This window comes from Arsukibacterium tuosuense (assembly GCF_900215315.1).
GTDB classification, from domain to species: Bacteria; Pseudomonadota; Gammaproteobacteria; order Enterobacterales; family Alteromonadaceae; genus Alishewanella; species Alishewanella tuosuense.
In genome coordinates, this window is record NZ_OBEB01000003.1 from 88,265 (window position 1) to 105,691 (window position 17,427).

15 protein-coding genes are annotated in these 17,427 nt (G+C 50.2%); 2 read left to right on the top strand and 13 right to left on the bottom strand.

Features of this window, described 5'->3' with window-relative positions; all coding sequences use genetic code 11:
* Positions 1-12: 12 nt before the first annotated feature.
* The 11 genes from CRO03_RS07325 to CRO03_RS07375 form a co-directional block, all read right to left on the bottom strand.
* Positions 13-594, bottom strand: a complete 582-nt coding sequence (locus tag CRO03_RS07325) for a hypothetical protein (RefSeq protein WP_097110987.1) — start codon at positions 592-594, stop codon at positions 13-15.
* 7 nt (positions 595-601) lie between these two features.
* Positions 602-988 carry a fluoride efflux transporter FluC gene (locus CRO03_RS07330; RefSeq protein WP_245861520.1) on the bottom strand — a complete coding sequence of 129 codons (387 nt, stop codon included), beginning with the start codon at positions 986-988 and terminating at the stop codon, positions 602-604.
* Between the two features lie 14 nt (positions 989-1,002).
* The gene (crcB, locus tag CRO03_RS07335; RefSeq protein ID WP_281256379.1) at positions 1,003-1,371 is read right to left on the bottom strand and encodes a fluoride efflux transporter CrcB; all 369 of its coding nucleotides are present in this window, start codon (positions 1,369-1,371) and stop codon (positions 1,003-1,005) included.
* Between the two features lie 42 nt (positions 1,372-1,413).
* Positions 1,414-4,233: a reprolysin-like metallopeptidase gene (locus CRO03_RS07340; protein WP_097110989.1), complete on the bottom strand. Its 2,820-nt coding sequence runs from the start codon at positions 4,231-4,233 to the stop codon at positions 1,414-1,416.
* A 90-nt stretch (positions 4,234-4,323) separates the two neighbouring features.
* Positions 4,324-5,805 (bottom strand): FG-GAP repeat domain-containing protein, encoded by a 1,482-nt coding sequence (locus CRO03_RS07345; protein ID WP_097110990.1) that lies wholly within the window; start codon positions 5,803-5,805, stop codon positions 4,324-4,326.
* A gap of 131 nt (positions 5,806-5,936) precedes the next feature.
* Positions 5,937-6,767 (bottom strand): substrate-binding periplasmic protein, encoded by an 831-nt coding sequence (locus CRO03_RS07350; protein ID WP_097110991.1) that lies wholly within the window; start codon positions 6,765-6,767, stop codon positions 5,937-5,939.
* Between the two features lie 58 nt (positions 6,768-6,825).
* On the bottom strand, positions 6,826-8,079 hold the full coding sequence (locus CRO03_RS07355) for a serine hydrolase domain-containing protein (protein ID WP_097110992.1): 1,254 nt from the start codon (positions 8,077-8,079) through the stop codon (positions 6,826-6,828).
* Positions 8,080-8,135: 56 nt separating this feature from the next.
* A complete protein-coding gene (locus CRO03_RS07360) occupies positions 8,136-8,558 on the bottom strand; it encodes a hypothetical protein (protein WP_097110993.1) in 423 nt (140 codons plus the stop codon).
* A gap of 156 nt (positions 8,559-8,714) precedes the next feature.
* Positions 8,715-9,518 (bottom strand): DUF1338 domain-containing protein, encoded by an 804-nt coding sequence (locus CRO03_RS07365; RefSeq protein ID WP_097110994.1) that lies wholly within the window; start codon positions 9,516-9,518, stop codon positions 8,715-8,717.
* Between the two features lie 92 nt (positions 9,519-9,610).
* Positions 9,611-10,651 carry an arginine N-succinyltransferase gene (gene astA / locus CRO03_RS07370; RefSeq protein ID WP_097110995.1) on the bottom strand — a complete coding sequence of 347 codons (1,041 nt, stop codon included), beginning with the start codon at positions 10,649-10,651 and terminating at the stop codon, positions 9,611-9,613.
* Positions 10,652-10,654: 3 nt separating this feature from the next.
* Positions 10,655-11,869: an aspartate aminotransferase family protein gene (locus tag CRO03_RS07375; protein ID WP_097110996.1), complete on the bottom strand. Its 1,215-nt coding sequence runs from the start codon at positions 11,867-11,869 to the stop codon at positions 10,655-10,657.
* A gap of 160 nt (positions 11,870-12,029) precedes the next feature.
* Between CRO03_RS07375 and CRO03_RS07380 the strand changes: the two genes are divergently transcribed.
* Together CRO03_RS07380 and chrA are read left to right on the top strand one after the other, a co-directional pair.
* A complete protein-coding gene (locus CRO03_RS07380; protein ID WP_245861522.1) occupies positions 12,030-12,494 on the top strand; it encodes an Lrp/AsnC family transcriptional regulator in 465 nt (154 codons plus the stop codon).
* An 11-nt stretch (positions 12,495-12,505) separates the two neighbouring features.
* Positions 12,506-13,837, top strand: a complete 1,332-nt coding sequence (gene chrA, locus CRO03_RS07385) for a chromate efflux transporter (RefSeq protein WP_097110997.1) — start codon at positions 12,506-12,508, stop codon at positions 13,835-13,837.
* Here the strand turns inward: chrA and CRO03_RS07390 are convergent.
* On the bottom strand, positions 13,834-15,846 hold the full coding sequence (locus CRO03_RS07390; protein WP_097111267.1) for a bifunctional metallophosphatase/5'-nucleotidase: 2,013 nt from the start codon (positions 15,844-15,846) through the stop codon (positions 13,834-13,836). The genes chrA and CRO03_RS07390 overlap by 4 nt on opposite strands.
* Before the next feature lie 101 nt (positions 15,847-15,947).
* Positions 15,948-17,390 carry a GGDEF domain-containing protein gene (locus CRO03_RS07395; protein ID WP_097110998.1) on the bottom strand — a complete coding sequence of 481 codons (1,443 nt, stop codon included), beginning with the start codon at positions 17,388-17,390 and terminating at the stop codon, positions 15,948-15,950.
* Positions 17,391-17,427: the final 37 nt, after the last annotated feature.

Sequence of the window (17,427 nt, forward strand, 5' to 3'; positions counted from 1 at the left end):
TTGAATGACATTTCATTGCGGCACCTGCCAGCCCTGTTCTGCCTTGGCAGCACACACCGGGCTGCCCTCTGCCACCAGTGACTCGGCAAAAAACCATTCTTTAAATACCTGCCACTCGTCATTAATCGGGCTTTGGCACTTGCCGTTGGCCTGGCTGGCAAATAAGTCTTCTGCACATTGTAGCGTATCGGGTAAGGTGCCACGGTAAGCGTAGGCATATACCACCTGGCAATGGCTGCTGACATAGGTACGAAACACCACCAGCCAGCCTTGCTGATAGCGTACCAGGCTAAAACTGGGAATGCGGTGTTTTACCGCTGTCGCGATAACATCGGGCGCCTCGGCCTGCTCCAGTAAAGCCAGCTCGCCGGCCAGACGCTGCCTTATCTGAATTTTCTCGCCGCGGCGCCAGGCAAAGCCATCATAGTCAGTGGCCGCAGCAACTTCTGTTAAGGCATTTAAACCTTTAACATCGCGGTTGACTTCCTGGCGGATAGTCCGCTCAATTTGCTCTGCTTCAGACAAGGTTTGCATCTTGTCGCAAGCGCTTAACAGCAGTAAAGCTGCAGCAGCAACTAAAAATTTCAACACCATTTTCACCTTAATTGAGCGACCTTAGCCGGTTGGCTCTGGCGCCAAGCGTTAAACCTGCCAGGCAGGCCAGCAGCCAGAGTATTAATGACAACACAACATAACTCCATGCCAGCAATACCTGCCCGGCCTGCAACAATTGCATAAACTCCAGGCTGAATAGCGAGAAGGTCGTAAAGCCGGCACAGACCCCGCTTAACATAAACTGTTTTTGCCAGGCTGATACCTGCCAGCGGCCATCCGGCCCGGTCAGGCTGACATAGCAGCCAATCCAGAATGAACCGAGCACATTCACCAGCAAAGTAGCTAGCGGTAAGCTGCCGTCAGGCGTGGCCAGCCACAACGAACAAGCAAACCTCAATAAGGCCCCTATTGCACTGCCAACTCCTACTGCCACATATAATCCGGGCCTTACCATATCAGCTTACCCAGGCTAAAACCGGCGAATACCAGACTTAAACACAAGCCCAATGATAAGCCAATATTCAGTACTGCCTGGCGGTAATGGTGGCTTTGCCACAAAATAAGGGTTTGCAGGCTGAATGACGATACCGTGCTATAACTTCCCAGAAAACCCACAGCTATAAGCTGCGCCCAGGCGGCGCGATCCGGAAATGCAGCCAGCCAGGCTGCCAGCATCCCCATCATCAGCGCCCCGCTGCTGTTTACCAGTAAGGTACCCAGCGGAAACTGCACGCCCCAAAATCTGGCAAGGCTATTAGAAACAGCAAAACGCAGCATGCCACCAGCGGCGGCTGCTACGATTAATATAAATAACACTAATGGCGACAATTGAAAAATGTTGCTCAGACTTGTTACATCCTATTCATTGAATCGCAGCTCAAACTTTTTTGACGTTTGTATTGAGCCTGTTCTTGTTTGACCCGGAAAACGTCGTTGCCAATATAGTATCAGTAAAAGCGGCAGCAGGAAAAACAGACTACCGCCACTACCTTCAGCCTGAACAGGTGGCGGTGTTGGCAGCATTACAGGTGCTGAACGCGACGCATCCAGTGGAAATGCATCGGTATTATTGGCAACACCATCGCCATCCGTGTCATTTGTTGGATCAAATGGCGCCAGGTCTAATGCTGCACCTACTATCGCTATAGAAACCGGATTATTTATTCCGGCACTTTCAGCAGACGCGACCACCCCAATAGGCGCACCATTATTACCACTGTACTTGATAATCTGATTAGTATCAGAACTACATAGATATACATCGCCGCTATTATCGACAGCTATACAGCCCGGCACGCCAAGCCCGCCACTACCCGCACTGATAAATTCACCGCTGTACTGACCAGAGCCGCTGAAACGGGTTACATTGCGGCTGCCGGCGTTAGTTACCAAAACACTGCCATCTGCCAGCCGCGCCAGATGTTCAGGCTTATCCAGCCCTGAACCCTGCGCCCAGACTGTCAGCTGCGGTGAAGCAACGCCAACCGGATAACGGAGCAACTGATTGCTGTCGCGCCGCACCAATAAATTCTGACTGTCACTTATGGCAACGGTATCACGGTAAATATCATCAGCCGCAGACAGCTTTGTAACAGACAACGTTGCACTATTGGTAAATTGAAATACCTCCAGATGCGACGGGGCCAGACCATTAGATACATATAATCTGCTATCAGCCTGGGTTTCGCCGGTTTTAAGCAAATGAGCGGCGAAACTGCTGCTAAGTTGCGAACGCGATAGCAGAACATCAACAACATTGTTATGCCGGTTGTGTCTTAACACATCACTGAACTGAATAAAGCCCAACTGCCCTGCCCCTAAATCAATAATATCTGAACGAAAATTAAAGCTTCCGGCAGGTGCCTGATACAGCGTGTCGGCAAAGTCGCCTTCTGGCAAATTAACGGCCTTTATCGTGTCATTGCCGGCACTCACTATAATAAGTTGCTGCCTGCCATTTGCTCGCCGATCAAAGTCCTCTACACCGTCATTATCGTTATCATAGTCAAAACGATTGCCTGTACCATCGTTGTCGGCATCATTAAAATCCTGAAAATTAAAGGCTAACTGATCCTGATTGTTGCCAACACCATCTCCATCAGAATCAACTGATTCAGTAGGATCAAAAGGTAATGCATCCAGCGTATCCGGCACACCATCATTATCATCATCAGGGTCGGCGTTATTGCCAATACCATCAAGATCAAAATCTGCAGTTTCCTGTGGATCATTGGGAAACACATCGGCATTGTCACCAATACCATCGTTGTCGGTATCGCTTTGTTCAGTAGCATCAAACGGGAAAGCATCATCCAGATCGGTAATACCATCACCATCAGAATCAGGGTTGCTGGGGATTGGCAATGTGACATTGATGTCAGAAACTGCAGCACGTAAACCGGCATTAATCGTTGCGTAAAAGTTGATTGTTGACGCATTGTCAGCCTGTTCGGTATCGCCACAGGCAACGCCGGCGCAATTTAGGTGCGGATTAGAAAAGCGGTTAAGTTTATAGTTGCGGTTTATATCTCCGGTACCAATTGAACTCATCACGGTATTAAATTTACCGTCGACCAGCAGTGCACCAGAAAATGGCAGACTACCGACACTTACACCATCACGAAACTGGTGGCCTGCACCAAAGTTATGGCCTATTTCGTGGGTAAAGGTGTTAATACAATTGGAGCCACCGCTAATACCGACATTACTTATATTAATAACAATATCTGAGTCAGATTGCGGAAATAGAGCCACGCCACAAACCCTGCGCTCATTAATATCATGTACTCTGATCATTGATACAATGTCAGCACCATATTGCTCTCTGAGTGCTGCCACATTGCTCAGGCTGTTATTGCCGGGTAATGTGCTGTTAGCGTTCAGAGCAGTGCGCAAATCGTCCAGCGCAGTAAAATTAGAGGGCTGGCTATAATCTACAAACTGACGATGGACCAGTCTTAGCTGCATATTGATGTCGCTGTCTGCAAAAGACTGATTTGCCTTGGCAACAAGCTGATTCATCAGGGTATCGGCTAAGCCATCAGGGTACTGCTCGGCGACATCCCTGGCATACAGCATCATAATGTCGACGATGATAACGCTGCCGTCATCTGCCTGCAGAGTTGTTGTCCGGTTATCTGGCCTGGTTAAAGGTACGGAAGATGCTGCTGGCATCACCACATCATTTTCATATGACGGCTCCAGCAGACCGGCCTGGCTTAAATTAACCAGATAGACCTGGCCATGTTGTTGCAGAATAAGACTATGGCCTGATGCACCGACTATTTCGCCAATAGCACCAGCTTTACCCTGAGTTAATATCACCTGATGCGGTTTGCCATTTAATGAAACTGTGCCCGTAACAGTAATATCACCATTATCATGACTGATACTTTGAGTGATCCGGACGTTTACGCCTCTGTCAGCATGCGGTAACGTCAGGCTAAAGGAATTTTTATCGCTGGTAGTAATCAACAGGCCGCTATTTTCTGCTGTCAGGGCCGGTCCGTGCTGTAAATTATGCAATTGAAACTGACTGATAGCTGAAAACGGAATATTGCGAATTGCGCCCGGTAACTTCTCAGCGTGCAATGCACCCTCTGCGGCTAACGAGGGTTGTAGCGGAGCCATGCAAACGGCGAGTGCCAGCGATACGGATAAGGTACTGAACAGCTTCATAAAATGTTCTCTAACAAAAATATTGTCCTGACAATATCAGCTAGAAAACACCGTGTAAATTTGAAATTAACAAATATCCTATTTTTATTATTACTGTGAACTGTTTAATAACAACAGCAGCTGATTACGTTGTGGCTCTGCATCCTGAGCGTCAAACGGCAACACGATATCGTCTTTACCATTGCCGGTTAAATCGGCTACCAGTACCTTGCGGGCATCGCGTGGCAGGGTCAGGTCTACCCGTTCAGAGCGACGGCTAAATAAGCGGCCGGGTTCCGGACTGTAAAACCGCAGCTCGTCACCACCTTCGCCCACTATCAGGCTTTTCTGGCCACTGCCATCCAGGTTCGCCAGCTCAAACAACGGCATATCGTAACGCAGATTACTGATACTGACATCGATAGTAGCGCTTTGTTTAAAATCAGCCTTGCTGCTGTATTGGCGCTGCTCGTTTAACAAATAGAAATCAATATCGAGTTTAGCACTGCCCCGTAGTAACACCCGCACGATAGTTCCAACGCCAAAGTGAGTGCTGGGAATATAGAAATCCTTGCGACCATCGGCATTAAAATCATCAATAACTACCGCTATCGGTGAGGTATCGGTGGTGATCCGGGTATCAGGCGCTGCATTAAAGTTTAGGCCGGTAGCGGTTTTTTTACCGAAATGCACCCGGAAGCTGTTGTTACGTTCCAGTGCATCGGCCAGCTGCTCACGGTTAACCACAATATCGGCAATACCATCGCCATCAATGTCGGTAATATCCCGCACACTGTCAATATTCTGGCCACTGTAACTGCGCCCGGCGTCATTGCGCTGGTCGGCTTCCTGTTCAGTTGATAATGTCACCGGCCAGTTCTGAGCAACCGGTTCGGTATTAAAACCACCATCGGCCAGCTGATAAAATACCTGAAATTTACCACCGGCAACAAAAGCTAAATCCAGCCGGCCGTCTAAATCGACATCAACAACGTAATGAGGCCGTGGCTCATAGCTGGGGCTGTCGCGCCAACTGGTTACCATAGCCTCAATATTTAACGAGTATTGCTTAAAACTGCCATCGGCCTGCTGCCGGAACAAATGGCTATGGTTAAAGTCGGGCAGCAGAAAATCAGCGCGGCCACTGTCCAGCTCCAGCACAAAATCGCTACTACGCAGCCGGTTTTTATCCAGCACCCGATATAAAGACGGACTGCTGAGTAACGACTCTGTCTGGCCGGTTTCAGGGTTATAGGCGCTAATCCCGTCCAGCGTTAAGAAAACCAGCGCTTGCCGGGTTGAGTTAGATTGTGTCATATCATTGGCCAGCAGCGTGGTCTGGCTAAAGTACTGGGCATTAGCAGGGATCACCACCCGCTGCATCTTATAATCGCCCGTTAAATTCACCAGACTTAACCAGCGTTCAAACTGACTGAACCCAGATACCGCCAGCAGTTTTTCATCATCCAGGTGCACCATATTGCCATTAGCCGGGTGGCCGAGGGCAATGGTCACTTTATCCATCTGCTTAGCGGCCAGTGGCGCACTGATTAACGCTACACTGATTAAGGCTAACGGTAACAAAGAGTACATAGGCAAAAACATCCCTGAATAAATTATAAGCGCGATATCGGCTAGCAACACCAGCTGGCTTTAACTAACAATAACTTAGTAACAATAATTTAGTAAGAAGTACTGAGTAAACTACAGGCCGGATCAATCTGTTACGGCAGTGCTGTCGGCAGCTGCTGTCTGATACGTTCAACCTCACCTGACGCCTGCATTAGCTGCCATTGTTGTTGTAATTGCAACAACAGTACCTGATTAACCGACTGGCGGCTGAACGCAAAATAGACAGGGTTATCGTGAATGACAAAAAGCTTACGATACTGGCTACTGAGATCATCCCGTTTAAGCAGCTCATCAACAATGGCTTCGTCTTCCAGCGAAGCCATCACCCGGCCAGATACCAGCATCGCCAGCTTTTGCTGGTTACCGGAAGCAGCAAACAACCGCGCCTGTAACGCCGGGTTATCCAGCAGTAATTGCTGCCACTCCGGACCATAATAAGCTCCCTCGGTAATAGAAATAAAGCCGTCAAGCGCCAGCAGTTGCTTCAGATCAGTCACTGAATCGGCGATACGACGCGAAGCAACAACCACCATCCGCTCACTATGGTGCGGTCCGACAAAAAAACTGAAGCGGGCGCGCTCAGCTGTTTCAGACATGCCCACCATCACATCCAGTTCGCCTTGCTCCAGCATTTTTATGGCCCGGCCAGCCGGCAAGGCAATCGGCCGAACCGTGCAGTTTACTTTTGCGGCTAGGCTGTCAAGCAGGGTATAAAACTGCTGCGATACCCGGGTGTCGTTGTGCGAGCCCGCCGCATCGTTCTGGCGCTCTGACTCTACCCGGACGCTGAACTGACAAGGTGCCAACGGCTCAGCCAACAGTGCGCCGCTGAATAACAGCAGCGCTGTTATCAGCAATACTTTTATCAGCAACACGTTTACCGACAAACAGGCTGACAAACCCTGCAAGGTCCGAAATGGCATCTGATCTGGCCTCAATTAACCCGTTACCCTCTGGCATTTATGCCAGCTATGCTGTTAACTATAACGCGAAATATGCTGACAGCGCCTTAAAAAAGCTATATTCATCCAACCCGACCCGATACAGCGGTTTTGGTTGTGCGGCCCACTGCACCACTACTAAATTGATGTCCGGGTCGACAAATACATACTGGCCAAAAATACCTTCAGCGGCATAACTGTTGCCGTGCATCGGCCACAGCATATAGCCATAATTAACGGTCTTGCCGCCAATTAGCTGGCGGGTACTGGCCGCTTGCATCCAGCCCTGTGGCAATACCCGCTGTGGCTTGTCATCAACAGTAATTACGCCATCATTTAGCATAAACAAACCAAAACGGCCATAGTCGCGCAGGGTGGCCGATAAGCCACTACCCCCGACTTCCAGGCCACTCTGCGATTGCAGCCACCAGTTGGCATCGCTTTCCATGCCAAGTGGCGCCCAGATTTTCTGCGATAAATACTCTGCCACCGGCTTACCGGTCGCCGCGCGCACCAGCGCCCCGGCCAGCTGGGTTTCGCCGGTACTGTAATTCCAGACACTACCCGGCTCTGCTGCTCTTGGCAGCGAGGCCATCAGCTCCAGCACTGCGCCCGGCTTGCCGCTAATTTGCGCCTCCAGCATCCGCCGCCGGTCGGAGCCCGGGTCGGTGTACGTTTCATTCCAGGCGACACCTGAGCTCATTTGCAGCAGGTGTTTTACCGTTACCCCATCATAAGCCGTGCCTTTAAAACGTGGCAGGTAATCGACAATTTTATCGTCGATGCTGTTGATATGGCCGTCTTTTATCGCTGCACCAATTAATAGTCCGGTCATCGATTTCACTACCGACATCGACATCCAGCGGCTATGCTCATCATTCCCCAGCAGGTATTTCTCAAACTTAATTTCACCGTTGTGAATAATCAGCATACCGCTGACCCGGTTCATGGCCAACACATCGTATAAATCGTAAGTCTGATCATCAACGGCATAGCTAAACGCTTGCAGAGGCTTATCACTAACTGGTAACTCACTAACTCTGTCACCCCGCGCTACCGTGCGGGTTGGAAATAAGCGGTCAATATTGCGAAAAGTGTTTACCTGAAGATCCGGATACAGCTTGCCATCATACACCTGGCGCACGGTACCGATGGCTTCATTGGCATGGCGGTAGGTTGGTTCAGCAGCGATCTTTGTATCCGCTGCACTCTCGGTGTCAGCTGCCGATGTAAAGTTACTGACGATCAATAAAATAGCTAAGGTGGCAGGAGTCACAAATTTGGAGTTAAACATCGAATTTTAGTCCTTTTGTAAAATTAACAAGCATCTGGCGGACAGCAAAGACATTCTCAAAGCTTGTGGGGACGATACAAAGCGGTGCCCAGGATCAGCGCAAAACAGCTCAGCACAAAGGCTTTATTAACAAACCAGTTGGTGCGCCAGATGCTCCAGTCGGGTTCGGCCAGAAACCAGGCGAATAGCGTGCAAATAATGGCAATTTCAATCACCGCCATGCTAATGGCCAGCATACGGGTGTATGTCGGGCGCGCTAATAGCGCCCAACCCAGCCAAACATGGGCTATTGGCCATAAGTCCCAGTAAATATATTTTGTCAGCGGCTCACCATAGGCCAGCGAATAGCCAATTGGAAACAGATACTTAATAAATAGTGTCCAGGCGGCAAGAATAAACAATAGATAAGCCAGAAAGCTGCCCCAGCCACCGACAGTTTGTTGGTTTTGCTCAACTAAATATCGTTCCGGTTGATTCATAGCAATTTGACTTTCTTAAGCCTGATTAACAACATATCAGCTAAGAATAGAACATATGCGGGATGATAAACATAAAAAAGGCCAGCTGAGTGCTGGCCTTGTAAACGCAGTTAATTCTAGTGCTAATTAACAAGCCTGATCTTAACGGGCCTGATCTTAACGAGCGTTAGTACTTTCAAAGATTTTATCGGCGGATGCGGCAACAAAACCACTGTACAGCATGCCGTTGCTTAATGGGTAACGGCGGGCGAACTCGTAAAAGCAGCTGGGGATAGTGGCTACGGTGTCGCTGAACTGCACCGGGTGCAAGTCAGCCAGGGTAGATGACTGCTCCAGATACACGTCCGGCGTGCCTTTAATTTCGCCACCAGAGGTATTCAGTAAAAAGCCGGCGTGTTTCAGCTCAGTGTTTACCTGCTCCAGGCTATCGAAACTGGCCAACTCGTTGACGCTAACAGTAAAGTGGTTGGCACGGTAACCCCAGGCAGCAACCCAGGCAGCGTATTCACTTTCTTCCAGCAGTTTTTCATAAGTAGCCTGGCTTACCTGCCAGTGAGTGCCGCTGTATAAAAAGTTATCAGCCGTTACTGCTTCATCTGGTATTTGCGCAACCAGTTCAGTAATGGTGTCACGTAAAAAGGCCGAGCATTTATCTAACAGTAATTCCGAGATAAACACTTTAGGCTGGTTGCGGTCCGGGTGCTCGAAATGCTTGGCGTACAGCTTTTTCGCCTCGAAATGATACTCACCACACTCTTCATAACCCAAAGCCAGAAAATGCGCGGCCAGTTTGTCCAGGCTTACTTTTTCCAGGTTAAAGGTACGCAGGGCAATATGATCGTTTATCACATCATCCTGTTGTGACGAACCCAGCAGCTGGTGCACTTTTTTGGCCGACGGCGTTACCGCTACATAGTCTTGCCATAAGTTGGCGAACAGGGCATTTACATCAGTGTGCATATCTACTCCGGTTTAGGTCTAATCACAATGTTTAAAACGTTAATTTAATAAGCTTGAATTTATGGCGCGCAGTATACAGTAATACCAGAGCGTCAGGCCTGATCCAGATTAATAAATCGTGCCATTTCGCCGTTGCTGAGCTGCAGAATTTCTGCCAGCTGTGGGCTGATAATCAGGGTATTGCTTTGCTCATCAACACGGGCGGTTTTACCAAAGCTGGCCCGAAAATCTTTAATCTCGGTATTGGCGACGGCCAGGGTATATTCGCCCTGCGCTTCTTCTGCTGATGCAGCCACTTTTACCGGCACTTTTCTGCTGGCAGCGACTGATTTGATCTGGTGCAGCGGCGCTTCCACCGTTGGCCCGGCATCGAATAAATCGATGTAGCCGCGATGACTGAAGCCTTCTTTTTCCAGCATCCGCAGTGCCGGCTTGGTGTTTTCATGCACCTGGCCAATTACCGCCTGAGCACTTTCTGGCAGCAAACCAACATAAATCGGATGGCGTGGCATCAGCTCGGCAATAAAGGCTTTTTTACCAACGCCAATCAGCTGATCGGCAGTCGGGAAATCGATAGTTAAAAACAGCTTTTGCAGCCAGTGCCAGAACGGTGGCTGACCGTCTTTGTCGGCAGCACCGCGCATTTCCGCAATCACTTTGCTGGCGAAACGCTGTGGGTGCTCGGCCATAAATAAAAACCGCACCTTGGATAAAAAGCGCCCGGCATGGTTACGGCGGTAACTTTCGCGCAGGAACAGCGTGCAAATCTCTGAAGCACCGGTGTAGTCATTACACAGGGTCAGGGTACGCAGCTGGTTCATTACGTTCAGCTCAGCACTGTGGTGAATAACGGTGTTCTGCTGAAAATGATACAACGGGGTTTGCAGGCCTACTGCGGCTTCAATACCGGTAGTACCGACAATTTCGCCGCTAGTGGTATCCTCCAGCACAAACAAATAACCCTGATCGCCAGGCGCCGTTACGTCGACGTTAAAGCTCTGCTCGGCATGCTTAATTTTCTGGGTTAAGCGGCCATCATGCACCGGCAAGGAGGTAAAGCCATGGCCGGACTCAATGGCTATTTGCTTAAGTGCTGCAAAATCAGCGGACGTAATAGGCCTGATAACCAACATAATTTACGCCTGTTTTGCTGCTGCGATCTGAGCAATTGCCTGCTCAAACCGGGCCATGCCTTCAATAATATCAGCATCCGGAATAACCAGTGATGGCGCAAAGCGCACTACGTTCATCCCGGCCACCAGGGTCATTACCCCGTGCTCAGCGCCCGCCAGCATAATATCCCGCGCTTTACCGGCGTAATCGGCATTTAATACCGCGCCAATTAATAAGCCCATGCCACGTACTTCACTAAATATCTTGTACTTAGCGTTAATCCGCTGTAATTCCTGCTTAAACAGCTCCGCTTTGCTATGCACACCCTTAAGTACCGCCGGGGTGTTGACGGTATCCACTGCCGCCAATGCCACCGCACAAGCCAGTGGGTTGCCACCATAGGTAGAACCATGGGTGCCCACCACTAAGTGCTTAGCAATTTCGGTGGTGGTTAACATGGCACCAATTGGAAAGCCGCCACCCAGCGCTTTGGCGGTGGTCAGAATATCCGGGGTAACGCCATACGCCATGTAGGCATACAGCTCGCCGGTACGGCCGACGCCGGTTTGCACTTCATCAAAAATCAGCAGCGCGTTGTTGGCATCACACAGTTCGCGCACGCCTTTAATAAAATCGTTAGTAGCCGGCACCACACCGCCCTCGCCCTGCATTGGCTCAACCATTACCGCACAGGTATTGGCGCTGATCAGTGCTTTTAAGCTATCCAGGTTATTAAACTCAGCATGTTCAATGCCCTCGGGTTTAGGGCCAAAGCCATCTGAATAGGCTGGCTGGCCGCCAACGGTAACGGTGAAGAAAGTACGGCCATGGAAGCCCTGCTTAAACGAGATGATCTGATCTTTATGCTCACCATATTTGTCTTTAGCATAACGACGGGCCAGCTTTAACGCGGCTTCATTGGCTTCGGCGCCCGAGTTAGCAAAGTAGACTTTTTCAGCAAAGGTATTATCGACCAGCGCTTTGGCCAGCAGCAATGCTGGTTCATTGGTGAGTACATTAGATAAATGCCACAGCTTATCGGCTTGATCTTTTAAAGCGGTAACTAACGCCGGATGGCAGTGGCCCAGACAGTTAACGGCAATACCACCGGCAAAATCGATATATTCTTTGCCCGCCTGGTCCCACAGTTTAGAACCCTGGCCTTTTACCGGAATAATCTGCGCCGGAGCATAGTTAGGTACCATCACTTCATCAAACAAACTTCTGCTTACTACCATTTTTTACCTCTGTCGGTCAGCAAAGGCCCCGTAAATGTTGTTGGTGTTAGTTGGGGCGGAAACAATGCCACTATTATATTGGCTAGCTTTAGCAATGTGCAGTATCATTATTAACAATTTAATAGGTAAATACGTCATTTTAACGGAAGGATTTAGTAAAGTGTCAGAACACCCCCTTAAAAGTGCCAATAGAAGCGCCATTAGCAAAGAAGATGAAAAGTTGCTAGCGGTGTTACAGCATAACGCCCGGGCCAGTATTTCTGATTTAGCCCGCCAGCTCAGTGTGTCACGCTCTACGGTGCAAACCCGGCTGCAAAAGCTGGAATTAAGCGGCGTGATCAAAGGCTACACGGTAGAGTATGGCGATGCGTATTTAGCCACCCTGGTAGCAGCCCATGTCAGTATTAAAGTGCGCCAGAAACTGACTGCCCGCACTAATATTGAGCTCAAGCAAATACCCCAGGTGGCGGCACTGTATGCCATCAGTGGCGAATACGATTTAATTGCCATAGTACAGGCGCAAAATACCGAGCAGCTCAGCCATATTCTGGATGATATTGGTAACCTGGAAGGGGTGGAACGCACCACCTCGTCGGTTATTCTGGAAACGAAATTTAAGCGCTAAGGAAAAAATTGATGGCAGAACAGCAAACTCAGGTCAGCCTGCGCGAGGCCTTTTTATACTGGCTGAAGCTGGGTTTTATCAGCTTTGGTGGCCCGGCTGGCCAGCTGGGCATGATGCATCAGGAACTGGTTGAAAAGCGGCGCTGGCTATCAGAGCAGCGTTTTTTACATGCGCTGAATTACACCATGTTACTACCCGGGCCGGAAGCACAACAACTGGCGACTTACATCGGCTGGCTGCTGCATGGCAAACGCGGCGCTTTTATTGCCGGAGGGCTGTTTATTCTGCCCTCTTTCTTTATTTTGTCTTTACTGGCCTGGCTGTATCTGGCACACGGCGACGTACCGTTACTGCAAGGTGTGCTGTATGGCATAAAGCCAGCCGTTACTGCCATCGTATTGTTTGCTGCCTGGCGTCTGGCGAAGAAAACCCTGCATACCCCTGCCCTGGCAGCGTTAGCGCTATTGGCATTAATTGGCATTGCCGGCTTTAACCTGCCCTTTCCGCTAATCATATTGGCAGCAGCACTCGGCGGGTTAATACTGATGAAATGGTGGCCAAGCCAGCTGGCGGTGCCCTCTGCAGCGGCCAGTGGCGTGGCAGAGACTGCCCCGCTTATCAATGATGACAGCCCGCACTCGGCAGCAGGTTTTAGCTGGCGCAAACTGCTTGCTGCCCTGGCAATTGGTATTGTTATCTGGCTGGCGGCGATTGGCTTGCTGACTGCCGTCTATGGCTGGCACAGTACTCAAACCCAATTGGCCTGGTTTTTCACTAAAGCCGCACTGCTGACCTTTGGCGGTGCCTATGCGGTACTGCCCTATGTGTATCAGGCTGCAGTAGAGCAATACCAGTGGCTAACCGCGCTGCAAATGATTGATGGCCTGGCCCTGGGCGAAAGCACGCCGGGGCCGCTGATTATGGTGGTGACATTTGTCGGTTTTGTCGCCGGCTGGAGCGAGCAGTTATTTGGCCCGGAGAGTTTATTCCAGGCCGGGGTGATGGCGGCGGCCATCGTCACCTTCTTCACCTTTTTGCCATCTTTTTTGTTTATTATCGCCGGTGCGCCGTTAGTGGAAGCCAGCCGTCAGCAAGCGGCTTTTACCGGGCCGCTGACAGGCGTTACCGCGGCGGTAGTCGGGGTAATTGTTAATCTGGCGCTATTTTTTGGCTACTATGTGCTGTGGCCAGCGGGCTTAAGCGGCCAGTTCGATATTATCGCCTTGTTGCTGGGTTTAGCGGCCGGCCTGGCATTATTTAAATTTGAGCAAAGCATTATGCGGGTATTGGCCGCAGCAGCCGTGGCCGGCATGCTGCTTAGTCTTATCCATGGCCCGCTCTAACGCCTGTAGAGCGTAACGGTGGGTTGCCGTTGTTGCTGCCACAAGGTCGGTGTGGCTTTTAAATAATCGATCATCGCAGCGGCTGCCACCTTGCAATCGTTACCTGCTACTTTACACGGCAGGCCGTCTGCTTGCTGATACTGCGGCACAAATGCCTGCTGGCCGCTGCTGTCGGTAATAGCCTCTACCCGGTTAAGCGGATAAATGGCCAGTTGCTGCTGCTCAATAATCACGTCAATCCGGTCGGTGCTTTGCTGCTGTACCTGTTGCAGCCGCTGCCAGCCATCATTGCCGTTAGCCAGATAATTAGTGGTCGCCAGACTGTATTGGGCATCCGGCTCAATATCCTGCCAGCGCTGTCCCTGCAACCATTGCAACTGCTCCAGGACAGCCTCGCCATTTTCTGCTTCACGGGCGATATAGCGCAAATGACTGCCATACGGGAATTTGCCGGCATGGGCGCCCTCCGGTAAGGTGGCACTAATCACATCCCTCAGTAGCTCTGTCAGCTCAGCGCCGGTTATTGTGACAATACTCAGCGGAGTATCAAAGGGTAATACCTCTAAGCGGATATGGCCTTCATAAATCGCGCCTGCCGCCAGATCAGCCCGGATATTACCAGCGCCAATTAAGGTGAAATCAACCTGACGACCAGTTTTAGCACGCACCGCCGGCTGGTTTAACCAATAATACATCGCATCAGTAATATGACCGGCCAGTACCGAGCCATGCTGATCGCTACCGCCAGTACCCGGCAAGCGTACATGGTTAATAGTTTGTTCGGTGACACCAATTTGCGCCCCATAAGCTTTTTGCACAGCCGGTAAATACACCTCGTCTAATACCTGACGCAGCTGTGGGTTCTCTTCAGTAATAGCGGTGCGTTTAAGCTTGTTAATATAACTTTCGGTTGTTGCCTGCTCTGCTTCGGCTATACGGCTACTTTCACTACGCAGGGGCAAACTGAAATAATCCCGGCTGGCCAGTAAGGTGTTTTCACCATCGCACTGGCTTAAGCGTCCGGCGCTGTCAAATTTAAGCTCTGCCGCCCCGACTGCCTGAGCAAACTGGCCGGCCTGCACAATACAGGTCTGGCCGACACCATCCGGATTAGCGATGAGCTCCGCATACGGCGGCTGCTGGCCCAGGTACCACTGGCGAAAATCGCCAAGTAAACTGTGCGAATGGCCGCCGACAATCACATCAATACCATTAACCTGTTGTGCTAACCGTAAATCGCGCTGATGGCCTAAATGAGTCAGCGCAACAATATGGTTTACGCCCTGGGTTTGCAGATAATCAACTGTTGCCTGGGCAGATGCCACCTCAGCAGCGAACACCAGCTCGCCGGTGCCCGGCACCATGCTGCGCATATCTTCCAGCGCCAGGCCAAACACGGCTACAATGATTTTGCCTGCTGCATCGGTGGTGCCGGCAACCGGGGTAAGCTCATTGCCATCAACAGTAAATAACTGGTAACTTTTTAAGTTATTAACATCTGCTAAGGCCGGCTCAGCGTCAGTGTCGACATTGGCCGCCAGTAGCGGAAAGTTAATATTAGCGGCAAAATCGGCCAACTTGGTCAGGCCAATATCAAACTCGTGGTTGCCGAGGGCCATGGCATCCAGGCCCATCCGGTTCAGAATATCGATATTTATTTTCTGCTCAAATAACTCGAAATAAGCACTGCCTTTAAAGGCATCGCCGCCATGCAGGAACAAAGATGCAATCCCGTTCGCCGTTGCCTGCTGCTGCAGTTGCTGTGCTTTGGTCAATAAGCGCGGGTGGCCGCCGATAAAGGTATATAAAGGCTCACCATCCGGCCCCCGCACACTGGCCGGGGTGGCATCAAACTGAGAGTGAGTGTCATTAATATGAACCAGGGTCAGGCGCAGGCCATCATTCTGTTCATTGCTACTGTCTGTAGCAAGCTGGCTGCTGCAGCCAACAACAACGCAGCTAATTGCAAGAGAGGCAACAAGCGCAGCAGCACGTTTAGAAAACAACATAAACAAGTCCATTTTGCTAAAACTGATAACTTGCGCTTACCATAAGCACAAACCGCTTTGAGCTCAAGTGAAAATAAGTCAGGTCAATTACCCATTCGGGATCAGTGCCAGGCAACCTGACTTCGCCCTTGCTGTTTGGCACGGTATAGCGCAGCATCTGCCCGTTCAAATAGACTGCGGAAGCTGTCCCCCGGCTGCAATGCTGCCACACCAAAACTGGCAGATACCGTTAACTGCTCCGCTAATTCTATCTGCTGCAACCGTTCGATAATCCTGTTGCCAATGGCTACCACGGCTTCTTTAGCGGTATTGGGTAAAATCACCACAAACTCATCACCGCCATAGCGGCCGATTACATCGGCTGGCCTGAGTATTTGCTGTGCCTGCTGACAAGCATGTAACAGCACCTGATCGCCGGTGCTATGGCCATATTTATCATTAATTTGCTTAAAATGATCAATATCAAACACCATCAGACATAACGGTTCGTCCTGCTGCAAACTGCGGCTGATTTCCAGTTCCGACCGTTGTTGCAGGTAGTCGCGTGACGCAACCCGGGTCAGACTGTCGGTCGAGGCCACTAATCGTAACTGGTTGTTCGAGGCCATTAACGCCGGCACCGCCAACCCAAACAGGGCATTAGCCCCGATAACAACTATCGCGAACTGATACACCATAACGTAGTCCATCAGGGCGAAAATATTTACCAGCAAAGCAATAGCAAAGCTGCTGATAGCAACGCTTAAGGTGGTATAAAAGGCAGATTCGGTGCAGGCAATCCACATATGGGGGATCACCAGAAAAAAGATAGCGAAGGCACTTTCCGGCGTATCAGCATAGTTGGCCAGTAACATTGCCAGGCTCAGCAGAACCAGATTTAACAGTAATTTGTAAATAAAGTAACGACTGGCAAAGCGCTGGCCCGGCCCGACAAACTGGCCAAGTGATGTCGTCGCCGGATAAAACACACTGAGTATCGCGGCAAATAGCGGGGCAAGAACTATCACGCCTGCCATGTCACCGACCCAGAATGGTAACCAGGTTGCAGAGACTGCGCTGATTGACATCATACCAGCAAACACTAAAGCTGCGATAACAGTCCAGGTGGCAATTAGCGCACTGCTTGCCGCCAGCAAAATAAAGCCTATAACAAACAGTGGCAGGGTACATTGTGTAGTTATTGCCAAACGGCGCAACAGCTGACTACCCAGGTAATAGGGCACAATATGGGCCAGTCCGAACAGGAAGCCGCCCTGTAAGGTCTGCCAGCTAGTCAGTTGCAACTGATAATAATGGACGGTCCAGAAGGTAATAACCACACACGCCAAAAGCAGTACCGGTAGTATTCGCAGCCCGACAATAAACAGCGCTGCAAATGTTAGCCCGGCAGCAGGAAACCAGACGCTGGCGTGTTCGGTGTACTCCACCAGTAAACCCAGCATCCAGACTGCCAGCCATAAAATAAATAGCAGACTATGACGCAGAAGTACTGAACTTCGTAGCCACGACAATAAGGCTGGTGCGTTCTCGGCTTGGTAAGGCATAAGCTACTTATTATTGTAGTTTTGCCAAAGCTTACTG

Bases quoted from the DNA above. Each gene is read 5' to 3' on its own strand.
- CRO03_RS07325 (WP_097110987.1), bottom strand. From the start codon at position 594: ATGGTGTTGAAATTTTTAGTTGCTGCTGCAGCTTTACTGCTGTTAAGC.
- CRO03_RS07345 (WP_097110990.1), bottom strand. From the start codon at position 5,805: ATGTACTCTTTGTTACCGTTAGCCTTAATCAGTGTAGCGTTAATCAGT.
- CRO03_RS07355 (WP_097110992.1), bottom strand. From the start codon at position 8,079: ATGTTTAACTCCAAATTTGTGACTCCTGCCACCTTAGCTATTTTATTG.
- CRO03_RS07340 (WP_097110989.1), bottom strand. From the start codon at position 4,233: ATGAAGCTGTTCAGTACCTTATCCGTATCGCTGGCACTCGCCGTTTGC.
- CRO03_RS07375 (WP_097110996.1), bottom strand. From the start codon at position 11,869: ATGGTAGTAAGCAGAAGTTTGTTTGATGAAGTGATGGTACCTAACTAT.
- CRO03_RS07395 (WP_097110998.1), bottom strand. From the start codon at position 17,390: ATGCCTTACCAAGCCGAGAACGCACCAGCCTTATTGTCGTGGCTACGA.
- CRO03_RS07390 (WP_097111267.1), bottom strand. From the start codon at position 15,846: ATGTTGTTTTCTAAACGTGCTGCTGCGCTTGTTGCCTCTCTTGCAATT.
- CRO03_RS07365 (WP_097110994.1), bottom strand. From the start codon at position 9,518: ATGCACACTGATGTAAATGCCCTGTTCGCCAACTTATGGCAAGACTAT.
- CRO03_RS07350 (WP_097110991.1), bottom strand. From the start codon at position 6,767: ATGCCATTTCGGACCTTGCAGGGTTTGTCAGCCTGTTTGTCGGTAAAC.
- astA (WP_097110995.1), bottom strand. From the start codon at position 10,651: ATGTTGGTTATCAGGCCTATTACGTCCGCTGATTTTGCAGCACTTAAG.
- chrA (WP_097110997.1), top strand. From the start codon at position 12,506: ATGGCAGAACAGCAAACTCAGGTCAGCCTGCGCGAGGCCTTTTTATAC.
- CRO03_RS07360 (WP_097110993.1), bottom strand. From the start codon at position 8,558: ATGAATCAACCGGAACGATATTTAGTTGAGCAAAACCAACAAACTGTC.